The 25,574-nt window shown below is 40.6% G+C and carries 19 protein-coding genes and 6 pseudogenes; 5 read left to right on the top strand and 20 right to left on the bottom strand.

The genetic code is table 11. From position 1 onward, the window contains the following. Positions 1–121 precede the first annotated feature (121 nt). Positions 122–1,190, top strand: a pseudogene (gene murG, locus NDM98_RS14230) (undecaprenyldiphospho-muramoylpentapeptide beta-N-acetylglucosaminyltransferase). Positions 1,191–1,241: 51 nt separating this feature from the next. Here murG and spoVT read toward each other — a convergent pair. The 19 genes and pseudogenes from spoVT to NDM98_RS14130 all read right to left on the bottom strand — a co-directional run bounded on the left by spoVT (position 1,242) and on the right by NDM98_RS14130 (position 18,812). After that, a complete protein-coding gene (gene spoVT / locus NDM98_RS14225; RefSeq protein ID WP_251608788.1) occupies positions 1,242–1,778 on the bottom strand; it encodes a stage V sporulation protein T in 537 nt (178 codons plus the stop codon). 157 nt (positions 1,779–1,935) lie between these two features. Then, positions 1,936–5,479: pseudogene (gene mfd, locus NDM98_RS14220) on the bottom strand (transcription-repair coupling factor). Between the two features lie 163 nt (positions 5,480–5,642). Beyond that, entirely contained in the window at positions 5,643–5,870 is a 228-nt protein-coding gene (fin, locus tag NDM98_RS14215; RefSeq protein WP_251608785.1) for an anti-sigma-F factor Fin, read from the bottom strand. Between the two features lie 76 nt (positions 5,871–5,946). Beyond that, positions 5,947–6,504, bottom strand: a complete 558-nt coding sequence (pth, locus tag NDM98_RS14210; RefSeq protein WP_251608782.1) for an aminoacyl-tRNA hydrolase — start codon at positions 6,502–6,504, stop codon at positions 5,947–5,949. Between the two features lie 77 nt (positions 6,505–6,581). After that, positions 6,582–6,773, bottom strand: coding sequence for a hypothetical protein (locus tag NDM98_RS14205; protein ID WP_251609153.1), 192 nt, complete (start codon positions 6,771–6,773; stop codon positions 6,582–6,584). A gap of 52 nt (positions 6,774–6,825) precedes the next feature. After that, positions 6,826–7,236 (bottom strand): 50S ribosomal protein L25, encoded by a 411-nt coding sequence (locus NDM98_RS14200; protein WP_251608779.1) that lies wholly within the window; start codon positions 7,234–7,236, stop codon positions 6,826–6,828. A gap of 98 nt (positions 7,237–7,334) precedes the next feature. Then, the gene (locus NDM98_RS14195) at positions 7,335–8,285 is read right to left on the bottom strand and encodes a ribose-phosphate diphosphokinase (RefSeq protein ID WP_251608777.1); all 951 of its coding nucleotides are present in this window, start codon (positions 8,283–8,285) and stop codon (positions 7,335–7,337) included. Positions 8,286–8,314: 29 nt separating this feature from the next. Further along, on the bottom strand, positions 8,315–9,676 hold the full coding sequence (glmU, locus tag NDM98_RS14190) for a bifunctional UDP-N-acetylglucosamine diphosphorylase/glucosamine-1-phosphate N-acetyltransferase GlmU (protein WP_251608774.1): 1,362 nt from the start codon (positions 9,674–9,676) through the stop codon (positions 8,315–8,317). Between the two features lie 169 nt (positions 9,677–9,845). After that, a complete protein-coding gene (gene spoVG, locus NDM98_RS14185; protein WP_251608771.1) occupies positions 9,846–10,139 on the bottom strand; it encodes a septation regulator SpoVG in 294 nt (97 codons plus the stop codon). A 495-nt stretch (positions 10,140–10,634) separates the two neighbouring features. Beyond that, positions 10,635–11,008 (bottom strand): annotated as a pseudogene (locus NDM98_RS14180) (RidA family protein). Between the two features lie 12 nt (positions 11,009–11,020). Then, positions 11,021–11,860 carry a pur operon repressor gene (gene purR / locus NDM98_RS14175; protein WP_251608768.1) on the bottom strand — a complete coding sequence of 280 codons (840 nt, stop codon included), beginning with the start codon at positions 11,858–11,860 and terminating at the stop codon, positions 11,021–11,023. Positions 11,861–11,889: 29 nt separating this feature from the next. Next, a complete protein-coding gene (gene ispE / locus NDM98_RS14170) occupies positions 11,890–12,783 on the bottom strand; it encodes a 4-(cytidine 5'-diphospho)-2-C-methyl-D-erythritol kinase (protein WP_251608764.1) in 894 nt (297 codons plus the stop codon). 383 nt (positions 12,784–13,166) lie between these two features. Then, complete coding sequence (locus NDM98_RS14165; protein WP_251608761.1) at positions 13,167–13,352, bottom strand: small, acid-soluble spore protein, alpha/beta type; 186 nt, start codon at positions 13,350–13,352, stop codon at positions 13,167–13,169. A 115-nt stretch (positions 13,353–13,467) separates the two neighbouring features. Beyond that, complete coding sequence (gene veg, locus NDM98_RS14160) at positions 13,468–13,740, bottom strand: biofilm formation stimulator Veg (RefSeq protein WP_251608759.1); 273 nt, start codon at positions 13,738–13,740, stop codon at positions 13,468–13,470. Between the two features lie 234 nt (positions 13,741–13,974). After that, positions 13,975–14,835, bottom strand: a complete 861-nt coding sequence (yabG, locus tag NDM98_RS14155) for a sporulation peptidase YabG (RefSeq protein WP_251608756.1) — start codon at positions 14,833–14,835, stop codon at positions 13,975–13,977. Positions 14,836–14,889: 54 nt separating this feature from the next. Further along, positions 14,890–15,768, bottom strand: coding sequence for a 16S rRNA (adenine(1518)-N(6)/adenine(1519)-N(6))-dimethyltransferase RsmA (rsmA, locus tag NDM98_RS14150; protein WP_251608753.1), 879 nt, complete (start codon positions 15,766–15,768; stop codon positions 14,890–14,892). Beyond that, a complete protein-coding gene (rnmV, locus tag NDM98_RS14145; protein ID WP_251608751.1) occupies positions 15,761–16,324 on the bottom strand; it encodes a ribonuclease M5 in 564 nt (187 codons plus the stop codon). The genes rsmA and rnmV overlap by 8 nt, the downstream gene beginning before the upstream one ends. 118 nt (positions 16,325–16,442) lie before the next feature. Then, entirely contained in the window at positions 16,443–17,714 is a 1,272-nt protein-coding gene (locus tag NDM98_RS23565; RefSeq protein ID WP_285803931.1) for a G5 and 3D domain-containing protein, read from the bottom strand. Positions 17,715–18,042: 328 nt separating this feature from the next. Beyond that, a pseudogene (locus tag NDM98_RS14130) lies at positions 18,043–18,812 on the bottom strand (TatD family hydrolase). 203 nt (positions 18,813–19,015) lie between these two features. Between NDM98_RS14130 and NDM98_RS14125 the strand changes: the two are divergent. From NDM98_RS14125 to NDM98_RS14110, 4 genes and pseudogenes are all read left to right on the top strand, one after another. Further along, complete coding sequence (locus NDM98_RS14125; RefSeq protein WP_251608748.1) at positions 19,016–19,591, top strand: hypothetical protein; 576 nt, start codon at positions 19,016–19,018, stop codon at positions 19,589–19,591. A gap of 116 nt (positions 19,592–19,707) precedes the next feature. Then, positions 19,708–20,892: an acyl-CoA dehydrogenase family protein gene (locus NDM98_RS14120; protein WP_251608745.1), complete on the top strand. Its 1,185-nt coding sequence runs from the start codon at positions 19,708–19,710 to the stop codon at positions 20,890–20,892. Between the two features lie 295 nt (positions 20,893–21,187). Further along, positions 21,188–22,031, top strand: a pseudogene (locus NDM98_RS14115) (aldo/keto reductase). A 159-nt stretch (positions 22,032–22,190) separates the two neighbouring features. Continuing rightward, positions 22,191–23,423, top strand: coding sequence for a CNNM domain-containing protein (locus NDM98_RS14110; protein WP_251608742.1), 1,233 nt, complete (start codon positions 22,191–22,193; stop codon positions 23,421–23,423). A 41-nt stretch (positions 23,424–23,464) separates the two neighbouring features. Here the strand turns inward: NDM98_RS14110 and metG are convergent. After that, positions 23,465–25,445 (bottom strand): annotated as a pseudogene (gene metG / locus NDM98_RS14105) (methionine--tRNA ligase). Between the last annotated feature and the right edge of the window lie 129 nt (positions 25,446–25,574).

Raw genomic sequence — 25,574 nt, 5'->3', positions numbered from 1 at the left:
CATCTATGGCTAATCCTAAGGTTGAGCTGAACACGGAATTCAAGTAAAGTGAAGAGGTACAGCATCCATATGCTGTTCTTGATAACGCCTGCTCAGATGAGTGGCATAAGGAGAAATTCAAATGAAAAAAATCGTCTTTACTGGTGGCGGATCCGCTGGACACGTCACTCCTAATATCGCCATCATGGATCAACTTAATCAAAACGAATGGGACATTTCCTATATTGGTTCTCATACAGGTATTGAAAAAGAATTAATTAGCCGTACGTCCGTACCATATCATTCCATTTCGAGTGGAAAACTACGTCGTTACATTGACCTAAAAAACGCAACAGACGCTTTTCGTGTGTTAAAAGGGATTCTTGATGCACGAAAGGTACTAAAAAAACAAAAGCCTGATCTTGTGTTTTCAAAGGGTGGTTTTGTAACCGTACCCGTGGTTATTGCTGCCTCAAGCTTAAAGATTCCCGTCTTTTTACACGAAAGTGATTTAACGCCAGGACTTGCCAATAAGCTTGCTCAGCGATTTACAACAAGAATTTTTACATCCTTTGATGAAGCAGCTGCTCATTTTCCAAGCTGATAAAACAAAGGCAATTGGCTCTCCTATTCGTAAAGAACTATTTGAAGGCGATGCTGGGCGCGGTCTGGACTTTCTTGGCTTTCACTCAAGCATACCTGTCCTCACTATTATGGGCGGAAGCTTAGGTTCTAAGGCCGTAAATGAAGCGGTACGCGAGGCATTACCAGAACTTTTGACACGCTTTCAGATTGTTCACTTATGTGGAAAGGGTCACCTTGATCCTAGCCTTGAAGGCAAAAGTGGGTATAAGCAATTTGAGTATGTACATGATGAGCTATCTGACATTCTAGCTGCGACAAGCTATGTCGTCACACGTGGTGGATCAAATGCAATCTTTGAATTTCTAGCCTTAAAAAAACCAATGCTTATTATTCCATTGTCACGTGCCCAAAGCCGAGGCGATCAAATTTTAAATGCCAAATCCTTTGAGAAAAAAGGATATAGCTTAACATTGGAAGAAGAAGACCTTTCAAAAGAAGCCATTCTAAATCATCTTATTCAACTAAAAGATAACGAGGTAAGCTTTAAGCAAAAAATGGCCGACTCTCAGGAGACGGATGCGATTAGTGTGATTTTATCGGAAATGAATAAACATACCTCATCATAAAAAAAGACCGTTCTCTACTGGTATATCCAAGTAGAGAACGGTTCTTTTTTGCTATTCCATCTGTCTCGCTAAGAAGCTAGCAGCCGTTTCAGCCATTTTCTGTTCAAGTATTCCATTAAGTGTTTGTTCCTTACTAAAGATAATGACCGTACCAATTGGATCTCCGTTTGCAATAATTGGAGCAATGACATATCCCTTATAATCATCATGATGCTCACTGACTAGATTATATTCACCTGGATTGGATTCTACCTTGGTTTTTCTTTGTGTCATAGCGGTCTCAACTACTTCACCAATCGCTTTATTAGCAAATTCTTTTTTAGAGGCACCTGAAACAGCAATAAAGGTATCACGATCTGATATAAGGACATGGTGGTTCAAGCTTCCATACAATGCCTCTGCATATTCTTTAGCAAAATCACCCAGCTCAGAGATTGGTGAGTATTTCTTCAGAATGACTTCACCATCTCGATCAACAAAGATCTCTAATGGATCACCTTCGCGAATTCTTAAGGTTCTTCTGATCTCCTTTGGAATAACAACTCTGCCCAAATCATCAATACGTCTTACAATTCCAGTAGCTTTCATGTTGTTTGTTTCCTCACTTTCAATGGTGTAATCCCTGGACACTTTTGGCAACAAAATCAAGTTCGGGTTACAGGTAGTATTTGTCTATAAATAAGAACTATTCCCCAATTTATGAATTTGTTTCAGTGCCTTGAGTCACTCATCCATTTTTCGAAAGTTAAGATGCTGGAGAAGCTGCCTTTTTCTTCTTTTTGGAACGCGGAATGGCATCTACTGCTTTTTCTAATATATCTAACAGCTGTTCGCTTGAAAGCTGTCTTGTTTTGATCACAATCTTTATTTTCTTTCCTTCTGTACCGAGTGAAACCTCTCGACCTAATTTGTTCACGAGGTCAAATAGTTTACTCCCATCCATTCGTTCGGAGCTTTCCTCTGTAAGCAAGACGGTAACCTGATCTTTGCTCTCATTTATTTTCTCAATCCGTTCGGAATCACCAATTAATTTGATCTTAGTTAAGCGGATTAAGTCGCTTACCTCTCGTGGATATTCACCAAAACGGTCAAACATCTCGTCCTTCAGATCCTGTAGTTCCTTCACTGCCTCAATGCCTTTAAAGCGTTTATACATTTCAATCTTCTGTTTGGCATCTGTAATGTAGGACTCTGGAATATACGCATCAATATTCACATCCAGTTCCATCTGGAATGGTGGCTCTTTTGGTTTTTCTCCCTTACGCTCCTCAATAGCTTCTTTTAGCATTTGCGAGTATAAGTCAAATCCAACAGATTCAATAAATCCATGCTGCTGTGCACCGAGTAGATTCCCCGCTCCACGTATGGTTAAGTCTCTCATTGCAATTTTAAAACCAGATCCAAGCTCAGTAAATTCCTTAATGGCTTGCAGTCGTTTCTCAGCGACTTCTGTCAGGACCTTGTCACGCTGATAGGTAAAGTACGCATAGGCCACACGATTTGATCGGCCAACACGCCCGCGAATTTGATACAGCTGAGAAAGTCCCATTTTATCTGCATTATAGATAAACAGAGTATTTACATTTGGAATATCAACACCTGTTTCGATGATGGTTGTGGTCACCAAAACATCACTGTTTCCTTCAAGGAAATCAAGCATGATTGATTCTAACTCCCGCTCATTCATCTGCCCATGAGCAAAGCTGACCTTTGCATCTGGGACAAGCATCGAAATTTTTTCAGACATCCGTTCAATGTCCTCCACTCGGTTGTAAAGGAAATAAACCTGTCCGCCACGTGCCAGCTCACGTTCAATCGCCTCACGAACTAACGATTCATTAAATTCCACCACATAGGTCTGGACCGGAAAGCGGTTTTCTGGCGGCGTTTCAATAACAGATAAATCACGCACGCCAAGCATCGACATATGTAATGTACGTGGAATTGGCGTTGCTGTTAGAGTTAATACATCTATATTTGCTTTTAAGTGTTTGATTTTTTCCTTATGAGTTACACCAAATCGTTGTTCTTCATCCACGATTAATAAGGAAAGGTCCTTAAACACAACATCCTTGGACAATAACCGGTGAGTACCCACAACTAAATCAATGGAGCCTGCTTTTACACCTTTAAGCGTTTCATTTTGTTGTTTACGCGAGCGAAAACGGCTTAATACTCCAATATTAATTGGGAAATCAGAGAATCGTTCCATAATCGTTTCATAATGCTGCTGTGCAAGAATCGTTGTTGGCACAAGAATCGCCACTTGTTTTCCGTCCATAATCGCTTTAAAAGCAGCACGAATAGCCACTTCCGTTTTTCCATAACCAACATCACCACACAACAACCGATCCATCGGACGAATAAGTTCCATGTCCTTTTTAATCTCTTCGGCTGCGCGAAGTTGGTCTTCTGTTTCTGAATATTGGAAGGAGGTTTCGAATTCACGCTGTTCGTGACCATCCTTACTAAAAGCATGTCCCTTGCTTGCTTCACGTTCGGCATATAACTTAATCAAATCATCCGCAATATCTTCTACTGATGATTGAACTTTGCGTTTAACTTTTTTCCAGTCACTTCCACCAAGCGCATAAATTTTCGGATCTTTTTCCTCTGAACCGACATACTTCTGCACTTGGTCAATTTGGTCAACAGGAACATATAATTTATCATTTGCTGCATACCGAAGATGTAGATAATCTTTGTGAAGACCATTAATCTCAAGCGTTTCAATACCTAAGTACTTCCCAATCCCGTGATTGGTGTGCACGATTAAGTCTCCAACTTTAAGTTCCGAGTAGCTTTTAATTCGTTCGGCATTTGTCAGCTTTTGACGACGTTGAGGTCGTTTGGTCTGTTTAGCAAATACCTCTTCTTCTGTTAAAACCACTAGCTTTTGAAGCGGTAATTCAAAACCAGAGTGAAGCTGTCCTTGCATAATATGAACCGTGCCCTCCGTCAATTCCGTGTCACGGTCTACTACATGTACATCAATGCCCTCTTCCTCTAAATTTAGGGAAAGTCGATCTGCTCGCTCTTTTGTACCAAACAAATAGAACCGCATAGCCTGCTTTTTTCCAACGTTTTACCTCAGATTCAAGCAACTGCATTTGCCCATGAAAGTTTTGCATGGATTTACAAGAGAAACTAACCACATTCTGCGGAGATGTTGACGGAACATGCTTCAAAAATAAGGATAAATAAATGATTGGATGCTTTGACTTTTGTAGCTCTGGTAAAACATCTACAGACATCGTCACATCGTGAACTAAGTCACCGTTCTCCACCAACGATAAACTCCAGTTCGCTTCTTCTTTTTGTAAATTGTCTGCCATCTCTTTTACTCTACTCATCTCATCAATGATACAGATACTATCTTCTGGCATATAGCTTAACAATGATTCTGGTTGATCATAATACAAGGACATGTACTTATACATACCCTCAAAGCTAGTCCGTTGTTTTAGCTTGTCGATATCAGATGTAATCTTCTCATCCAACTGAGCTCTTGTTGTTTTTGAAGAGACCTTCTTTAAGGTACTGGCTAATTGTTCCTCAAGGCGACTCGCCGCGTGAGAGAAATGCTGATCATATAAAATAATCTCCTCAGCAGGGCCAACCTTTAGCTCTGCTACATTTTCAAGTGAGCGTTGAGTATCCAGTGAAAACGTGCGGATTGAGTCAATTTCAGTATCAAATAACTCAATTCGTACAGGATTTGCTTCTGTTAACGGATACAAATCGATAATTCCACCACGTACACTCATTTCTCCAGGAGCAGAAACCATGTCTACTCGACGATATCCCATGCGAATTAGTTTGTTAAGCAGGGTATCAATAGACGTAATATCCGTTCCCGTTTGAAAGGTATAAAAACTTTCCTGCCAAATTTCTTTAGGTGTTAGTAGTCTTCTCACTCCTGCAAGCGGCGCGATAACCACGCCAGAAAAGCCTTCAGCCAGTTTGTTCAACAGGTCAAGGCGTTGTGCTTTCATTTCAGGACTTGCTACCGCAATTTCAGCAGAGATCAATTCGTTTACTGGATACAAATAAACATGCTCGTCTCCCAAAAGATCCACTAGATCCTCATAGATTTTTTGAGCTTGGTATAAATTATGAGTAATAACTAATTGACTTCTTTTGGTCTCCCGATACAGGGATGCCATAGCTAAGGTTCTAGATGAACCTGTTAATCCAGAGATCAGCTGCTCCTTCATTGCGGCATCCATACTTGACGAAACTGTTTTAAGCTCCTGACTATTAATAAAATATGATTGCAATCCTAACATCTGGATCCCCCTGTTTCTTAAAACCTTATATAAATGGTTTGTGCACACTTCTATTTATTGCTACTCATACTTCTTCAATCTTATGACAATGATAACGCTATTTTGAATAGAAAAACGCTTTGGCACAACCCGCCAAAGCTTCATGTATGTTAATCATCATGCATTACTGAATAAAAGAATCTAATTCATATAGTGCCGGATTTCGGGTGAGTGCCTCGTGGCAATGCTCACATATTGCTCTCACATGTATATCACCGTTATCACCATATGTCAATACTTCCGCGCGGTGATCGGTGTCTAGTACATCAATTCCAAGGTCAACGGATTCAACGGTTTGTGAAAGAGTGCCCATCTCTGACTGGCAATGTTTGCACGTGTAATGAACAGCCATATATATATTCACCTCTTTTGCCATCATTCTGCTTACCGTTAGTATAAGCCGAGGCAAAAGGAGCTATACAGGTTGCTTAATTAAATGTATTCATGACCTCTAGAAACGGTTTATCAAACCACGCTTCTATTGCCTTTGACGACTGTTCAATCGAATCTTGAATGTCTTGCTTCTCTTCAGGACGATATCCGCCAAGTACATAGTCAATAATCTGATGACCTGGAGCAGGTCGATCGATGCCAACCCGAATTCGATTAAACTCATTTGTACCTAGATGTGAGATTAGTGACTTGATTCCGTTATGTCCACCAACGCTTCCTTTTTGACGCAAACGAATCTTACCCGCAGGCAAATCTAGATCATCATACACTACAAGCAAATTCTCTAGAGGAATATTGTAATAGTTTAATAAGGGAGCAACCGACTCTCCCGATAAATTCATGTATGTTAGTGGTTTTAAGAAAATTATTTTTTCACCTTTATGAAGGTATGTACCAAATACACCTTTAAACTTTGATTGATTAAGTTCAATGTCTAATTCCTTGGCTGTATAGTCAAGGATATCAAACCCAATATTATGTCGTGTTCCAGGATATTTTGATCCTGGATTACCAAGTCCTACTATAAGCTTCATATTCACCCTGCTCCCTAACAATAATACTCCCGAAAAAGGTATAACCATAATGGCTATACCTTTTGGGAGAGATCGAATTACTCTACTCGACCATCCTTATTTTCATCTTTACGTTCTTCCGTTGCTTCTACTTGATCAGCAGAAACATCTTCTTCTGTTTCTTCTTCTGGATCTGGCTCAACAGTTGGTGGTTGTACTGTTACGATTGTTTCTTCATCTTCACTTGATACATCAACCGAAATGGATGCTTTGATATCTGCTACCGTAATTCCATCACCGATATTAAGCTCAGATACGTCTACGACAACTTCTTCAGGAATGTCAGCTTGGAAGACACTTCACGCTGATTTCATGCTTCAGTTGAGCAAGTACTCCACCTTCTTTAACACCCGGAGCTTCACCTTCTAGACGAACTGGAACATCTGCATCCATCTCTGACTTCATATCTACTTCAAAAAAGTCGATGTGAACAAATGAATCTTTTAATGGATCTGTTTGTACTTCCTGCACCATGACCTGGTGTTTTTTACCGCCTTTAACTTCAAGTGAGAATAAACCGTTACGGCCAACCTCACGAATCGTTTTTAGAAAATCTACACTTTCAACGGAAACTGGTGTTGCATCTACTTTGTTACCGTATAATACTCCCGGTACAAATCCTGCGTTGCGAACCTTTCTAGTTCCTGATCCTCTCATATCTGTACGTTTTTCTGCTTTTAATACTGCCATCATTATCACCTCTGATTAGATTACACTCTATTGTATGTGTTCCCCTAAACATAACGTTTCAAACCGACTTTGCAAAAAAACGTTGAACTTTTACTTGAGTATCAATCAAACAGCGTACTAACAGAAGAGTTCTCGTGTACACGGATAATAGCTTCTGCAAGCAATGGAGCAACTGACAACGATGTAATCTTATCAATTTGTTGCTCTTCTTTTAACGCGATTGTGTTTGTTACAACTAGTTCTTTAATCTTTGAATTACGGATACGTTCAATAGCCGGACCAGAAAGAACAGGGTGCGTACAGCATGCATACACTTCCTTTGCACCGTACTCAACCAACGCATTTGCCGCAAGTGTGATTGTACCCGCTGTATCGATGATATCATCGATAATGATACATGTTTTTCCTTCAATGTTCCCTACAATATTCATGACTTCAGATACATTTGGTTTCGGTCTTCTTTTATCAATTATCGCAATTGGTGTTTTAAGACGATCTGCCATTTTTCTCGCTCGTACCACACCACCGTGATCTGGAGAAACAACAACCACGTCATCAAGCTGCTTATCATTAAAGTAATCAGATAAAATTGGTACACCCATTAATTGGTCAACTGGGATATCAAAGAATCCTTGGATTTGTGTAGCATGAAGATCCACTGTTAATACACGTGTTGCTCCAGCTGTCTCTAAAAGGTTCGCAACAAGCTTAGCCGTGATAGGTTCACGTGCACGTGCTTTGCGGTCCTGACGTCCATAACCGTAGTAAGGAAGCACAATGTTAATAGTTTTTGCCGAAGCACGCTTAAGGGCATCTATCATGATAAGAAGCTCCATAATATGTTCATTAGCAGGAGCAGATGTGGATTGGATTAAGTAAATATCACACCCACGAATACTTTCTTCAATATTAATCTGTACTTCTCCGTCACTAAAACGCATAACAGAGTTCTTCCCTAACGAGACGCCAATATTTTCTGTTATCTCTTGGGCCAGATCTTTATTTGAATTCAGTGTAAAAACCTTTAAGCTTGGATCACCATACTTCGCCATTTTTTTGTACCCTCCACACATTAGTTGAATCAGTTAGATTTTTTGTAGTTTTCTTTGTTTACCTGTCTTGCACGTGCAATCGATAACGCTTGATGCGGTACATCTTTTGTAATAGTAGAACCAGCTGCCACTAATGCATTTTCACCAATATGAACTGGTGCAACGAGATTAGAGTTACTGCCTATGAATGCACCATCGTCAATGGTTGTTTTATATTTATTTACCCCATCATAATTCACTGTAATCGTACCACAGCCCAAATTCACATTCTCTCCAACCTCTGCATCGCCAACATAACTAAGGTGCGCTGCTTTCGTTCCTTTTGCGAGAGTGGATTTTTTCACTTCAACAAAGTTACCAATCCGAACATCTTCCCCAAGCACTGAGCCTGGTCTAATATGAGCAAACGGCCCAATTGTGACATGTTCTGCAACTGTGCTGTCATGGATGACTGACTGCTTAACCTCTACGTAATCTGCTAGGGTACTATTAAGAATCTCACTATTTGCCCCAATGACACATTCAGAACCAATAATACTCGTCCCCTGAATAGAGACACCGGGATAGATGACTGTATCTTGACCAATACGTGCATCAGGTGAAATGTAGGTTTGTGTTGGATCAACAATCGTCACACCAGCACGCATCCACTTTTCATTTGTCCGCTCTTTCATAATCGCTTCTGCCTGAGATAATGCAACTCGATCATTTACACCAAGCGTTTCTGAAAAAGATGGTGACTGATAGGCTGCAATAATTTCCCCTTGCTTCTGCAGAATTTCAATAACATCAGGGAGATAATACTCACCCTGAGCATTGTCATTTCCGACTTTTTTTAATGCTTGAAACAATAGCTCATTATCAAAGCAATACGTACTTGTGTTAATCTCACATACTTTCTGTTCTTCAGCAGTAGCATCCTTATGTTCCACAACACGCTCAACAAGTCCATTGGCATCACGAATGACCCTGCCGTAACCTGTTGGATCCTCAGCAAGGGCTGTTAATACTGTAATCTTAGCCTGTTTAGCATGATGCTCCTCAATTAACGCATCAATGGTTTCACCAGTTAATAATGGTGTGTCTCCTGCGAGAACAACCGTGATCCCTTTTTTATCCTTCAAAAGTTCATCTGCCTGAAGTACAGCATGACCTGTACCAAGCTGCTCAGATTGCAACACATAATGCATGTCATCGCCTAATTGAGCTTGAACAGCTTCAGCTCCGTGTCCCACTACAATAACAGTCTCATCAAATCCAACTTGCCCAAGCGCATCTGATACATGTTGAACCATAGGCTTTCCACAAACTGGATGAAGTACTTTATAAAGCTTTGATTTCATTCGCGTTCCTTGGCCCGCTGCTAAAATCACCGCATAACGATTACTCATAGCTTCCTCCCCATCTTCTATATCCCTTACGAATATATCCTAAATATCAGGTCATTTCAAGGAAAGATCGACCTATTTCAACAGGGATATATTGTTACTGCCTTAGTCCCTGTTGATTTATAACACAAAAAAAGCTACTGCATAGAAGCAGTAGCTCACACTGAATGAATTAAGAAGCACCAGCCTCTTCAAGAGAGGCTTCCTCCGCTGCTCCAACTCTTTCAAACTCTTTCAGGACAGCATCCTGAATTTTATCCCTCGTTTTTGAAGAAATCGGATGAGCAATATCTCTAAATTCACCCTCCGGTGTCCGTTTACTAGGCATCGCTACAAACAAACCGTTATTCCCATCAATAACGCGGATATCATGAACCACAAATTCAAAATCCATCGTTATTGAAGCAATCGCCCTCATACGTCCGTCAGTTTGTACGCGGCGTAGTCTGACATCTGTGATCTCCATGTAGCCATCCCTCCGTTAAATCATTTCTTGCTACTCATTTATTTCGCTGTAAGTATGCGTTTTCCTTCTAAAAATATGAAAAATTTAAAAAAATACGTTTAAAATATCCATTTTTACCACGAAATTAGTCGAACCGCGTTTTTTTGGGGACTGACGAGTTAAGTTGGTGGGTTGTTTTTGCTTTGCTAGAAGGGATTGAGGAGGTTTTGCCAACAGATAGATTGCGTTATCGAGAACTTTGATTCTTTTTTAAAAGGAAGCTCCGTTTGGCAAGACCGACCCCCTTTGTAGCAAGAGCCACAGCTGATTACCAAGATCTTTAGTACTTTCTTCAAGAGGCAGCTCCGTTTAGCAAGAACTTATCTACTTTCATCAAGAGAACACTCTACTTAGCAAGAAACCCCGCCCCTCCCGCAGCACACCTCGGCACAAAATAAAAAAATGGCGAAACGAACAAAGATGTTCGTTTCGCCATTTTCACTTATTGTCTAACGCTTATTTGACTAGTGCAATGACTTCAATTTCAATTAAAACGTCTTTAGGCAGTCTTGCCACTTCCACACAAGATCTAGCTGTTTATGTGTATCAAAGTATGTCCCATATACTTCATTAATAAGAGGAAACTCGTCCATGTTTTTAATAAAAACCGTTGCTTTTACAACTGAGTCTAAAGAGGAACCTGCTTCTGCCAGGACAGCTTTGAGATTAGCAAAAACTTGATGGGTTTGCTCTTGCACATTTCCTTCAAGTAATTCACCATTCGGCTTCAAAGGAATTTGTCCTGAGCTATAAAACAAATTATTGACAATAACCCCTTGAGAGTAAGGTCCAATTGCTTCTGGTGCTTGGTTTGTATAAACAGTTTTCATCTTGTTTCCTCCTTAGGGTTGTTGATTTTCTACTTTGTCTAGAACGTTACCTGCTTCTATTTTAATCGTGCGATCACGAATATTCATTTCACTTAATCGCGTAATTGAGATATAGTCCTCAATGAGTCGCTCTTCAACTCCAACTGATTCTGTAAGGACTCCTACGGCTACGAGATCAGCATCAAACTCTTCTAACAGATCCACCATTCCTTTAAGTGTTCCGCCAACCTTCATAAAGTCATCAATGACAAATACTCTGGCCCCAGGTGTTAAGCTACGTCTAGCCAACGTCATCGTCTGCACACGCTTCGATGAACCTGACACATAATTAATACTTACCATGGAACCTTCCATTACACGAAGGTCTCTTCTCACAATACGAACTGGCACATCTAAATAATGCCCAACAGCATATGCAAGTGGAATTCCTTTTGTTGCGACTGTTAGAACAGCATCGATTTGTTTATCTGCCAAAACAGAAGCAAACAACCGGCCAATTTCGTGCATAAGCCGAGGATTTCCTAGCAAGTCCATCATATATAGATACCCACCAGGCAAAATACGTTCTGGATCCGATAATTGAGAGATGAGCTTATCTACCAATTCCGTTGCATCCTTGTTATTCATTCTGGGGATAAAAGTCACCCCACCACTAGCGCCAGGGATCGTTAATAAAGAGCCATAACCCTCTTCTTCAAAAATCTCTTTTACAATAACCAAATCTTCACTGATTGAAGATTTTGCCGAATGATATCGCAGAGAGAAGTGAGAGAGGGAAATGACTTCATGAGGGTGCTGTAATAAGAAATACGTCATATCTACCAGGCGACCACTTCGTTTAAGTTTTTTCATAGTACCTCCGCCAAAAACCGAATAATTAGTTATAACATACCATCTTTGTCCGGTTTTAAGCAAGTGTTGCCCGAACGAATTAAACGCACTGCATGTACATCGTCACAGAAGCCTCTTAAGCCGTTGTAAATCCTGTTTAATCTGGATTCCTTTGCAACCAGTCCAAAAACCGTAGGACCACTTCCGCTCATCAAGACTCCATCTGCCCCAAACTTCTGCATTTGTTTCTTAATTTTGTCTACTTCAGGATATAGATCAAGTGTGACTGATTCGAGCACATTATGCAGCAAGCCACAGATCTGCTCAAAATTCTGTGTACGAATCGCTTCTTCCATACCTTTTGTATCCGGATGTGTAATAGAGTCTGGCTTTAAGGCACGATAGATATCTGCAGTCGATACACCAGTAGGAGGTTTAGCCAAAATGACCCAGAATGGTGGTGGAGCATCAATATGACGGATAATTTCTCCTCTACCTGTTGCGATAGCTGTACCTCCATACACACAGAAAGGAACATCCGATCCAATTTCGCCACCAAGCTTAGCTAATTCATCTAATGAGAGTCCAAGACCCCATAATTCATTTAAGCCTCTTAAAGTAGCGGCAGCATCACTGCTCCCACCTGCCAAACCTGCAGCAACTGGGATTCGCTTTGTAATGTAGATATGTGCTCCTTTTTTGACCTTGTACCGCTTTTGCAGCAGATCTCCTGCCTGCCAAGCTAAGTTACGATGGTCACTCGGAATAAAGCCTTCTGATACTTCTAGAGTAATCCGCTGATCAGCCGTTTCTACTAAATCAATTCGATCTGCTAAATCAACCGTTGTCATAATCATTTCTACTTCATGATAACCGTCCGCTCTTTTTCCTAACACATCAAGAGAGAGATTAATTTTTGCCGGTGCTTTTACTGAACATTTCACGTCTTCACCTTCTATAGTTATGCTTACGCTATTTTATCACTAGTTCTCTGAACATACCACCTCATATCCATTTCTTGCTTTAGCACAAAATAAAAAACCCCTAAAATAAAAGAGGTTTCCTATGTAGAACGATGTATAAGTCTGGTTAAGTAACAAGTCTAAACGATTATTTAGAGCTGTCATTTACAGTTAGTTGCCCTTCTTCTTTTGCATTTTCGAGCATCTCATTAATGGACTCAATATACTCCTTTAAACTCATTGACTTAACCTCCTAATCTATTAGTAGTTTGTTAGACTTAGTATTCCCGAGACTTTGAGTTCTTAAACCTACAAAAAAAAGAGCAGTCCCAAAATACTTGAGACTGCTCTTGCTGCCGCTTTTGTTATCTAGAGTTTTGTTCGTTTGCCAATTGGTTTTCTGCGATTTCAATCGCTCGTTTCACCATATTCCCTGCATCTCTGGCACGGATGCCGCCCCAGCCTTCTTTCTCAACTGTTTCGTAAAAACCAAGCTCTTTTGCTAGTTCCACTTTCAATCGATCAGACATGACTCCGCGTCTTCTGCTCATCCGGAACATCTCCCTTAAGAAATTTTACGGCAGCGTTATTAGTTTGCTTTAAAAACAAAAAAATATGACTTCCTGTATCTTACAGAAAGTCACGTTATTAGGTCTTGTCATGATGTTAGGCGTTAAGTGCTACCTCACTGTCTCCTTCTTCTGTTTCGGATAAAAGAAGTTCAACAGTTTGAGTTAATACATCTGCATAGCTGTAAGATACTCGCTCAAACGCATTATCGTCTTCATCGAGCTTAACAATAAATACTGATGGATACGTTTCTTCTAAGAGTCCAGAACGTTCCATGGTTTTGCGACGACCGCCATTTGCCTTAATGGTAATACGCTTTCCAACATTTGCATCCAGTGTTCGCTTGATATCAATCAACGTTTTTGCCATCCTGACACCCACCTCACTATTTGCTCATCATAACACAATCGTCACAATTCGTCAAATAAATTTTTAATTATAACAATGTCATCTCTGACATGTCAACGTTTTTGCACAAAAAAAGAATCTTCCAACTATTAGATACGTTTAGAATGTCCCTTTTGTCGAATAATATGTATAAATCTTGGACAACCACAAAAACACCTCACGATTGCAGTCATAATCCACATGAGGTGCTTCGTATTATTCAGATTCCTTTAAAGGCATGCCCAAACGCATGATACCTTTTGTTTCAATGCCTCCAACACCACCCTCGCCAGTGATGGTATTACGTAATACCTCCCAGAGCTTAATCGCGTCCATATACGAGGTACGACTAACCTTTGCAGCGATATAAACTGGGTCCAATGCATGTATATTAATTCGGTCCGGAGAACTTGCGAAGTTTGCACCTGCTTTAATTAATGTTTCAAAATGAGACTGACAGGCTCCGGCAAAAATAATGAGTTCATCTCTGTGAGAACAATGTTTACGAGCAATTCGCACACATTCGGCAAAGTACTTTGTATGTCGATAGGCACGCAAATCATCCCGTTCACCTCTATCATGGAGGTACGCATCGTGTCCTGTGATCACTACAATATCTGGCTGAACCATATCAAGTAGTGATGCAATCTGATCTGGCATTTTTTTCTCATCCAGATGTACACCATATACCGGTACACCAAACCGCTCATAAAGCTCTGTGCATCGTTGAAGATAAAAAGCGTCTCCATCAAGATGAAGGACACGTCCTCTTAATTCAAAAAATGTCGCATCCGCTTCATACCCCGACGTAGCGGCATACTCATTTCGTTTCTTCATTAACTTTGCATCCTGGCGAAACAACCGGTATGAAACATCTTCTTTTTCTTTGCCTTGCTGCCTTCTTTTTCGTTTATCTGTATCAGAGACAACCTGCAGATCGTCAAGAGGAGCATCTGCCAGTAGCCTCATCTCTTCTCCTGCAAGCATTGCTGTTTGATTCGTAATTTCAAGAATACGAAACAGCATATCGTTCTGATAAGAGTTTCTCGTAACACATTCTCCCACCACAAGCTTCATCGCTCCGCCCCCTCCTGTTCAGCCTATGATAAAAGGAGGGAAACGGTGCACCAATCAGGCTTTTAACCGGGTATAAAGGGCATCACTTAACGTAGCAAATTCTTCGATAGACAAGGTCTCCCCACGTCGTTTTGGATCTATAGCTGCTTCTTGAAGTGCTTCTTCCATCTCAGGCTTACGCTCTTTAGGTCCTAAATTATGTGTCAGGTTATTTAGAATGGTTTTTCTTCGGTTTGCAAAGCTTGCGTGAAACACCTCAAAAAAGTACGATTCATCGATCACTTTCGCTGCAGGCTCTTCGCGAACTCGTAAATGCAATACAGCAGAATCAACTCGTGGTGGTGGCACAAAGACACTCGCCGGTACAGTCATCACTCGCTCTGCATGTGCATAATACTGCGCCGCAATGGATAATGCACCATACTCTTTTGTTCCGGGTTTTGCAGCGATACGTTGTGCGACCTCTGATTGAATCATAACGGTTATACTCGTCACATCTAATCTTCCTTCTAAAAACCTCATTAAAATTGGAGTGGTAACGTAATATGGCAGGTTCGCTACGACCTTAACTTGTTTCACATCGGAAAACTTATCAATAAGAAGCTGTTCAAGGTCAGCTTTCAGTACATCCGAATGAATCACCTCTGCATTTGGATAAGGAGATAGCGTATCCGCTAACACCGGCAGCAGTCGTTGATCAATTTCAATCGCAACCACTTTTTTAGCCTTCCTTGCCAAATACTCCGTTAAAGCCCCGATTCCAGGACCTACTTCAATGACACCCGTTTCTTCATCTATTTCTGCTGCCTCCACAATATTTGTGAGGATGTTGGTATCAATAAGAAAATTTTGACCAAGGCTTTTCTTTAAATGAAAGCCGTGCCTCGCGAGTATTTCTTTTGTACGCAACGGGGTTGCAATATCCTTAGTCATGCTGTTGTTCCTCCTTAAGAACTAAAATCAACGCCTCACGAAATTCTTCGGGCTGTATTTGAAAGATATGAAGCCGCTTCAGTAACTGTTTTCCGTTTGCATAGCCAATGGAGAGCTTCTCACCTAACTGCTCTCGTCTTCTTTTAGCATGCTCACCTGCAACAAGACCAGCCGCATGAAGATCCTCCCAAAGGATTTGAGCAGGTGCCTCCACCGCTTCCTCCTGAACAGAGCTTAATGCGAGACGAATCGCCTCGGGTGATGCATTCTCAACACCTAGATCATCACCTTTTTTAGAGATAGCCGCATGCTTTGGCAAAAAAGCGTGCTTGCACCCGGGCACATGTTGGCTAACGACGCGCCTAATTCTCTCACCTGGGTAATCGGGGTCCGTTAGAATGATAATTCCCCGCCTCTGTTTTGCAAGAGCAATTCGAGCAAGCACAGACTCACCAATGGCTGATCCATTTGTTTCAATTGTATCTGCATCCACTGCACGTTGGATCGCAGTCGTATCGTCTCGGCCTTCTACCACAATCACTTCTTTAATCTTCATCCCAATTCTCCGATCTCAAACTTTCTGCTCCTTATTGTATACCGATTTCACCCAAAACAAAAGAAGCCGATCATCACTAGAGGTGTACTCTGTGGATCGACTCAGTTGATTCATTTTTTTATTCGACTATCGTTACTTTTACTTGCTTACGCCCAAACCGTTCAGCTTCTGCTTGCGAAGGTACGTGTAGATCAATTTTATTTCCATTAATCGCGCCGCCAGTATCTCCGGCAATCGCTGTACCATAGCCTTCTACATGTACTTTTGAACCAAGTGGAATGACACTCGGATCAACGGCCACAACCTTCATATTCCGGTTGCTATTTAGATCAATACCAGTTGCTGTCACACCACTACACCCTGCACAACCAACCGTATAAGCCGTGGCTGTCATGGTAAAGGACTTCTCTGATTTTGGTTCTGATGCTGGTGCTTCCACCGTTTCACTGGCTATTTTTGTTTCTTGTTTCTTTTCACGAACTGGCTGTTCATCATTCGCTGCAACTGCAGGTGCTTCCTCACGTGTACCAACAGCTACAACACGATCAACACGGTCTTCAACCGTTTCTGTTTTGACCAACTCACGAGTTACTTCTTCCCCGTCTTCAAGGACAACTTCAAAGGTATTCTTAAGAACACCTTCTTTGCCTTCCTCTTCAACCTTCTCTGTACCTTTATTTAACTTATCATCATTTTTCGTAATTGTTTCATACGAGATTGATTCTTCCACCACATCGGTGACTTTTTCAACGCGTGTAACTTGAACTTCAGTTTCTTTATCTAAATGGTCATCTAAAATGGGTTCGACTCGATCCAGATCTCCTAGTTCAATCTCTTCTCTATCCAAAAAGTCAGCGACAGTCGTCGAAGTTGTCCAAATGTCCTGCTCTTCCCCATCGCTTAGTAATGTAACAAGAAAGGCCGGCTGATATTGAACGTTCATATTATTTGTAATCATTGTATCTGCATTAGGCTCTAGCTCATCTTGTTCTTTATACTCAATCGATAATTCGTCGAGTAATCCACTGACATTCTCTTGCGTTGTCCAAACATCTTCTGTCTCTCCGTCAATTGTAACGGCTACTTCTTTTGCTTGTTTCCAAAGAACCTGTTTATCTTCGTCAATTGGCGTATCCAACGACGGTTCTATCAAATCATGTTGGTTTGTATCCCAATCTTCCTCGGCAAATAAATCGGCTATGGTTTCAGCGTGGGTTGAAAGAATAACTTCTTCGTTCCCATCGATGCTAACTGTAACAGTATTTTTTGTCATTTCAAAAACCGCATAAAAAACAGCAGCTAATGCAATCACAAAGCCAATGATCGAAATGAGGTACTTATGATTAGAAACATTATCCAAAAGAAGCCTATATGTCTTTGTCGCTTCCATATGTATACATTCCTCCTCTTAACGCTATGAAGTATATCGATTGTCCCCCCTCTTGTCAAATAAACTTTAGAAAAAATTCATTTTTACCACCAAGAATGCCCTTATTATCTCTTGACATTTTCTAAAAGAAAAGATAATTCTCTCGACACTTAGCCATATGTCCGAGTTAGTTGCTGTAGAACAAAAACGAATCAACAAGAGTTGTCCAAAGCATTGTAAATTGGTGTCGAAATATTTTGTGCATAAATAGAAAAAAGCCTACTAAATTAGGCTCTTCTCAAGGTCTATTCTGTGTAAATATCTACGCTCGCTGATACTTGATCTGTTATTAAGCTAGCCTAAATAACACATCTGCGTTTTGAGTCGTTTGACGCGCAACATCCTCGTAGCTCATCTCACGTAGCGCTGCAATTTCTTCCGCAACTAATTTTACGTAACCTGGCTCATTCCTCTTCCCACGATTTGGATGAGGAGCAAGATAAGGACAATCCGTTTCAATTAGAAGCCTGTCCATAGGTACATGTTTTGCTACTTCTTTTGGCCGCTTTGCATTTTTAAACGTAACCGGACCACCTAATGAAATATAGAAATTCATTTTTAGACAACGATCAGCAATTTCTACACTGCCTCCAAAGCAATGCATAATTCCACCAACGTCTTTAGCGCCTTCAGCCTCCAGAATCTCAACAATATCTTTATCCGCATCACGATTATGAATGATTATAGGAAGATTTACCTTCTTAGCTAAGTGGATTTGCTTAATAAAAACTTCTTTTTGAATATCTTTAGGCGACTTATCCCAATGATAATCAAGACCCATTTCACCTAGTGCTACTACCTTTGGATGAGCTGCAAGCTCTTCCAAGCCACACTAAGTGTTCATCAGTCATATCAATAGCGTCAACTGGATGCCAAGCCAACAGCTGCATATAAAAAGTCATATGTCTCAACTAATTCAATCGCTTTATTTATCGTTTTTTCATCAAAACCAACTACAACCATACGCTCTACGCCAGCATCTTTAGCTCTAGCAATCACCTGCTCCAAGTCTTCTTCAAACTGGTCCGCATTCAAATGCACATGTGTATCAAATAACATCAAAAACCCTCCAATCCTTCCATCTATGCAAAGAATCTTACCGCTTATGTGAACGTAGATGCAAGTGATCGGGGTTTCTTTATATGTTCAAAAAGCACAAATACGTATTTAAAAAAACAAGGATAACCTGCAAATACAACCCACCACAACTTCTAGATAAGTGATAAAATGGAAGTCATAAACCAAATTATCAGGAGGTAATCATGAGCTATAAAAAGCCAACCGATTATTATGATGACAGAGCTGCAGGAATTGATGAGGAAATTTGTTCTTTGTTAGAGAAACGGAAGAATGTATCTAATGGCAATCCAGGATATCCTCCATTAGAGCTTATATCGAATTGGTCTGAAAAATATGGTTTAGTTGAAAGGTTTCTTCAGGCTCTTTTCAGCAATGCATATAACGAAGAGAGTTATTTACCAGAGATCGTTCCCGAAGGTTTTAGAAAACATGTTACGGTGATGCAAGTAGAAGATATCAACAATGTTTTGTTCTCTGTGACATATGTACGCCAATTTCAGAATGCAAGTGTCATTAATCTTAACCTTGATTGGGATTATAGCAACGATGATCCGGCTGATATACCGTTTAAGTTTTTCACCATGAACATGTCTTTTGGTCCTCATTATAAGGTACGTCAATCTGATGGTGGTGGGAATTCAGGACATAGATCCTACAAATTTATTGTCACCCCACCCCTTCCAGATAACATGTCTGAATATCGTATGAAAGTTGAAGAAAACGAAGGTCTAAAAATTGTTTGGGAAAAATCGGTCTAATCACTTCATATCACTTACTACCTAAATCCTTATCCGTTAAGTGCGATTTATCTGTCTGATCATGTTAAAATACGGGTATACAGGAACGTGTATTTTAATAGAGGAGATGAATGGCCTTGTCAACAGCACTATTCGCAACAAACGAATTCCAAAAAGTCTGGTTAGCTAAACTCGAACAACTCCGAACTCAAATTGAACAATCCGCCAGAAAAAATGACGAAAATGGTCAGTTCCCAATAAATAATATAGAAGCATTAGTAAAGTTAGGTTATACATCACTCGCATTACCAACATCGTATGGAGGCAGTGGTCTCTCTACCTCTGATTTAGTTCTTTTTCAAGAAACACTCGGAAGTATGGATGGAGCTACTGCCCTTTCTATCAGCTGGCACCAAGGGGTTGTGGGCGAAATCTATGAGAAGAGATTATGGACGGAAGAGCAGCTATCCTTTTTTGCTGAAGAAGTGAAAAAAGGTGCTCTAGTAAATCGCGCAGTCAGCGAAGCACAAACTGGTAGCCCTACTCGAGGCGGACGTCCAGGTACACAAGCGGTTCGTTCTGGTGATACTTGGGTTATTAATGGAGAAAAAACATTCACTACAATGTCTCCATATCTCACCTATTACCTTACAGGTGTATGGATTGAAGAGAAACAAGCTGTGGGGTTCTTTTTAATCCACCGTGATACAGAAGGCATCTCCATTCGGGAGAACTGGAATATGGTAGGCATGCGAAGTACCGAGAGTCATGATCTCATCTTAAAGGATGTAAAAGTAGATGATTTCTATTTAGTAGAAGTCAACAACGGTCCAAGAGGAAGTAACGTGAATGCATGGATGACGCACATTCCCGCTAATTACCTTGGCATCGCCCAAGCTGCACGCGACTATGCCGTTGCATACGCGACTAAGCATTCACCTAATAGTATCTCTGGCACGATTAGTGACCTTCCAAATGTGCAAACAGCAATTGGTGAAATCGATTTACTGATGATGCAGTCACGCCACATCATCTATTCGGTCACCAGAGCATACGATAACGAGTTAACCCGACCTTTGATCAACAACGAAATCGGTGTGGTTAAACACACCGTCGTAAATAATAGTATCCAAGTAGTAGATAAAGCGATGCGAATTGTTGGCTCTAAAAGTTTAGAGCTTGCCTGCCCACTGCAACGCCACTATCGCGATGTGCGCGCCGGTTTGCACAACCCACCAATGGATGACATGACCATTTCGAAGTTAGCGCAGAAGGCTATAGAGGATATTAAAGCGGCTGACACTCCTCAAAATAATGAATAGAATAGGGTACAGATAAAAGTAAAAAACGACGAATGGTCCTATTTAGGATTGTTCGTCGTTTTATTTCTTCTGTTATTTGACTAACACATCAGTAATTTCTTCTAACGATTTTTTGATAGCAAGCGACGTGTAGACAAACAATGGCTCATCGTTCACATAATATACTTGATCATTTTTGACGGCGTCTAAGTTCTGCCAAAGATAGACAAGTCAATGCCACTTTTAATTCAATGTAATAAGATTTCTAATAACAGGGTATAGTTTCTTATATCTAACTTTCGAAAGGAGCCATACCATGACAAACTCCATTCCCACTAGAACGTTAAATGATGGCTTAACAGTTCCGGCTATCGGATTTGGAACAGCCAATATTAAAGGAACAGCAGGTGTTCATATCATTTCAAGCGCCATTGATATCGGGTACCGACTGATTGATTCTGCCTTTAATTATGAAAATGAAGGGGCTGTTGGTGCAGCCATTAAAAGAAGTACGGTTCCACGAGAGCAATTGCGAATTACCTCTAAACTTCCCGGCAGACATCATAGCTATAAAAAAGCCGTGTCTACGATTCAAGAATCCCTATTACGAACAGACTTAGATTATTATGACCTTTACCTAATTCATTGGCCAAATCCATCGCAAGAACGATTTGTAGAAGCATGGCAAGCTTTGGTTGATGCCCAAAAATGGGGGTTAATTCGTTCAATTGGAGTATCAAACTTTCTACCCGAACATCTAGAAAAAATCATTCAAGAGACCGGCGTGACACCAAGTATTAATCAAGTGGAACTACATCCTCATTTTTCACAAGAAAAGCAACGTTCCTTTGATCAAGAGCACGGCATCATTACGGAATCATGGAGCCCTCTTGGCCGAGCAAGCAATGTGCTTGAGAATAAAGATATTCAGACCATTGCTGCGGCTCACGGAAAATCGATTCCGCAAATTATCTTGCGTTGGCATATCCAGCTAGGAGCACTGCCTCTCCCTAAAGCATCTTCAGCCGGCCGTCAGCTCGAAAATCTATCTGTATTTGACTTCTCTTTATCTGATGAAGACATGCAAATCATCAGTAAACTCACTCGACCAGATGGAAGGATTCACGACCAAGACCCAAGCTGTTTATGAAGAGTTTTAATTGTATAGTGTTGAACCCCCTATTTCTTCTTAATAGGGGGTTCTTTATGATTATAAAAGCTTGGAGCATCCACTTCCTTGACCTTGCCACATAGCAATTATATGATATGTTTAACTGTCTACTCATTTATTTGTGTAGACTAAACTGGAGGGAACACATTTGATCATTGCGATAGTACTTTGTTTTTTTGCTTCATTTTTCTTTTCAGGAAGCGAAACAGCTTTAACAGCTACGAATAAGGTTAGACTGCAAAGTAAAGCAGCCAATGGCGATAAAAAATCTGAACAGCTTTTAAAATTGGTCACAAATGCTGACGAATTTATTCCTGGAATTCTTGTTTCCAATAACATACCAAACATTATACTTCCTTCTCTCGTTACTATTGTTGCTTTAGACTATGGAGTAAATGTTGCGATTGCCACTGGTATACTAACTGTTTGTCTTATTATTTTTTCAGAGGTACTGCCTAAGTCTATAGCTGCAGCCTTCCCTGAACGAATAGCTTATTTGGTTTTTCCGATTATCCGTCTACAGCTAATTATATTAAAACCCATAACATTTTTTCTAAACGCTTTCACTCGAATGGTTATTACATTACTTGGTCAAAAAAATGCAGATCAAGTTTCTTTCTCAAAGGACGAAATGCGAGCAATGTTTGATATTGGAGAAACAGAAGGTACATTCGAGCAAGATGAGGTTTATCGTTTAAAAAGTATGCTTGATTTTCAACAATTGAACGTAGCGGATGTCTTACAAACGCCACGTATTGATATAAGAGGCATACCTGCAGAGATGACGTTTGAAGAAGCTCAAGAGATTCTATCTGATAATCAGTATTCAAGATATCCAATCTATGAAGAAAGCCTCGATCAGATTATCGGCGTTTTCCATACGAAATTTGTACTCAACTGGCTGAAAAGTCCTCAAAAGAAAATAAGAGACATCGCAGATCTAGATCCTTTATTTGTTTATGAGTTCCACCAGGTCAACGTGGTGTTTCAACGAATGATTCAGGAGAAAAAACATATTGCGATCGTTCTTGATGAGTACGGTGGTACTGAAGGAATCATCACTCACGAGGATCTAATTGAAGCCATTATCGGTCAAGACATTGAAGATGAGACAGATATAGATGATGTTCTTGTGGAAGAACATACAGATACCCAAATCATATGTGATGGAAAGATCTCAATTCGTCGACTAAACCTTATCTTTCACACCCATATCCCTGAGGACGAGGATAACCTTGCTGGCTTTTTAATTCATCATTCTGGTGATTTACCGAGTGTAGGAGAAAAAATATATCTTCAAGATCTTGAATTTGAAATTCTTGAAGCAGATACTAGAAAAGTCAATCGAGTCCGGATTACAAAAAAATACATTCAAGAGTAAAAAAGCAGTACTGCGCTACAATGACGCAGTACTGCTTTTCTTTATTTTACTTGAGCTCCATTTGGAAGTGCTCCATCAATAGTAGCTAACTGAAGCTTTTTACCTTTAGTGCCTGCTAGGATCATACCTTGTGACAATTCTCCACGCAGTTTCACTGGTTTTAGATTTGCGACACAGATGACCTTTTTACCAACTAGGTCTTCTGGTTTGTAAAATTTTGCGATACCGGATACAACTTGACGTTGCTCATAGCCTAAATCAAGCTGAATCTTAAGCAGACGATCGGCTCCTTCAACTGGCTCAGCAGATGTTACTTCCGCCACACGTAACTCTACTTTTGAGAAGTCTTCAATCGTAATTTGATTCTCATCTTCAATTTCTTCTGGCTCTTCTTCCTCTTTTACCTTCCCACCCATTAATTCAACAATGTGAGCAACCTCTTCTGCTACATCCAAACGAGGGAAGATCGGTTCACCTTTACCAACCTTTGTTCCGGCTGGAATTTGTCCAAATTCGGCTGTGGAATCCCATGTTGTAATAGTCTGTTCCACACCTAATTGCGACCAGATTTTATCCGGTGTTTTTGTCATAAACGGTTGGATTAACACAGAGATAATACGTAGTGACTCCGCTAAATGGTACATCACGGTGCCCAGGCGTTCTCTCTCCCCTTCATCCTTCGCCAAAGTCCACGGCTGTGTTTCATCAATGTATTTATTCGTACGGCTGACTAGCTGCCAGATTGCTGTTAACGCAATCGAGAATTCCATTTCTTCCATCGCATTCTCTACTTTTGTCACTGTAGCCCCAACAAGATCAAGCAGATCCTCATCAAATGGCGTACCGTTTTTCACATAAGCCGGAATCTCCCCATCAAAATACTTTTGAATCATTGCCACTGTTCGATTAAGGAGATTCCCTAAATCATTTGCAAGATCATAATTCACGCGCTCAACAAACGCTTCAGGTGTAAAGACACCATCCGAGCCAAATGGCACTTCACGCAGCAGATAGTAACGAATCGCATCTAAACCATAGCGATCAATTAATGGTACTGGATTTACAACATTACCTTTTGATTTGGACATCTTGCCGTCCTTAGTTAAAAACCAACCGTGTCCAAACACTTTTTTCGGTAGTGGTACATCCAGCGCCATCAACATAATTGGCCAATAGATCGTATGGAAGCGTAGAATATCCTTACCTACTAAATGAACACTCGCTGGCCAGTATTTTTGGTACAGGGAATCATCATCCGATCTATATCCAAGAGCGGTAATGTAGTTTGCTAATGCATCAATCCACACATAAACCACATGTTTTGGATTACTCGGAACCTTCACACCCCAACTAAAAGTTGTACGAGATACGGCTAAATCCTCAAGTCCTGGTTTGATAAAGTTATTCACCATTTCATTTTTGCGTGAAACCGGTTGGATAAAATCAGGGTTCGCCTCGTAATGAGCAAGCAGACGATCGGCATACTTACTCATCCGGAAAAAGTAGGATTGCTCGCGTACCTTTTCAACTGGATGACCTGAATCGGGACTTTTTCCACCTGTTACAATGCCTTGCTCATCTTTTGTTGCATCAACAAGGTCGCGCTCATTATAAAAAGTTTCATCTGAAACTGAGTACCAAGCCCTCATATTCACCAAGGTAAATATCATCCTGTTTAAGCAGTTGCTCAAATATTTTTTCAACAACGTCCTTATGTCGATCTTCTGTTGTCCGAATAAAATCATCATAAGAAATATCAAGCTTTTCCCAGAGTGCCTTAATCGGTTCAACCATTTTGTCTGTAAATTGCAGCGGTGTCAGGCCTTCCTCTGCCGCTTTCTTCTCGATCTTTTGTCCATGCTCATCTGTGCCTGTTAGATAGCGGACCTCGTAACCGCGCAGGCGTTTGTAACGAGCCATTGCATCTCCTGCTACTGTTGTATACGTGTGACCAATATGCAATTTGCCACTTGGGTAATAAATCGGGGTTGTGATATAAAAGCTGTTCTTTTCTTCAGGCATGGTGTGCCCTCCTTCAGTCATTTTTCCATATAAAAAAGCCCTCGTCCGTAATCGGGACGAGAGCTGTGCTCACGTGGTACCACCCAAGTTCCCCCTCGCTTCACAGCAGAAGGGCTCGTAAAGTCATCA

The organism is Alkalicoccobacillus plakortidis (assembly GCF_023703085.1).
Lineage (GTDB): Bacteria > Bacillota > Bacilli > Bacillales > Bacillaceae_D > Alkalicoccobacillus > Alkalicoccobacillus plakortidis.
The sequence above is the reverse complement of the archived record's forward strand: the minus strand, read 5'-3'. Positions and strand labels throughout refer to the sequence as shown.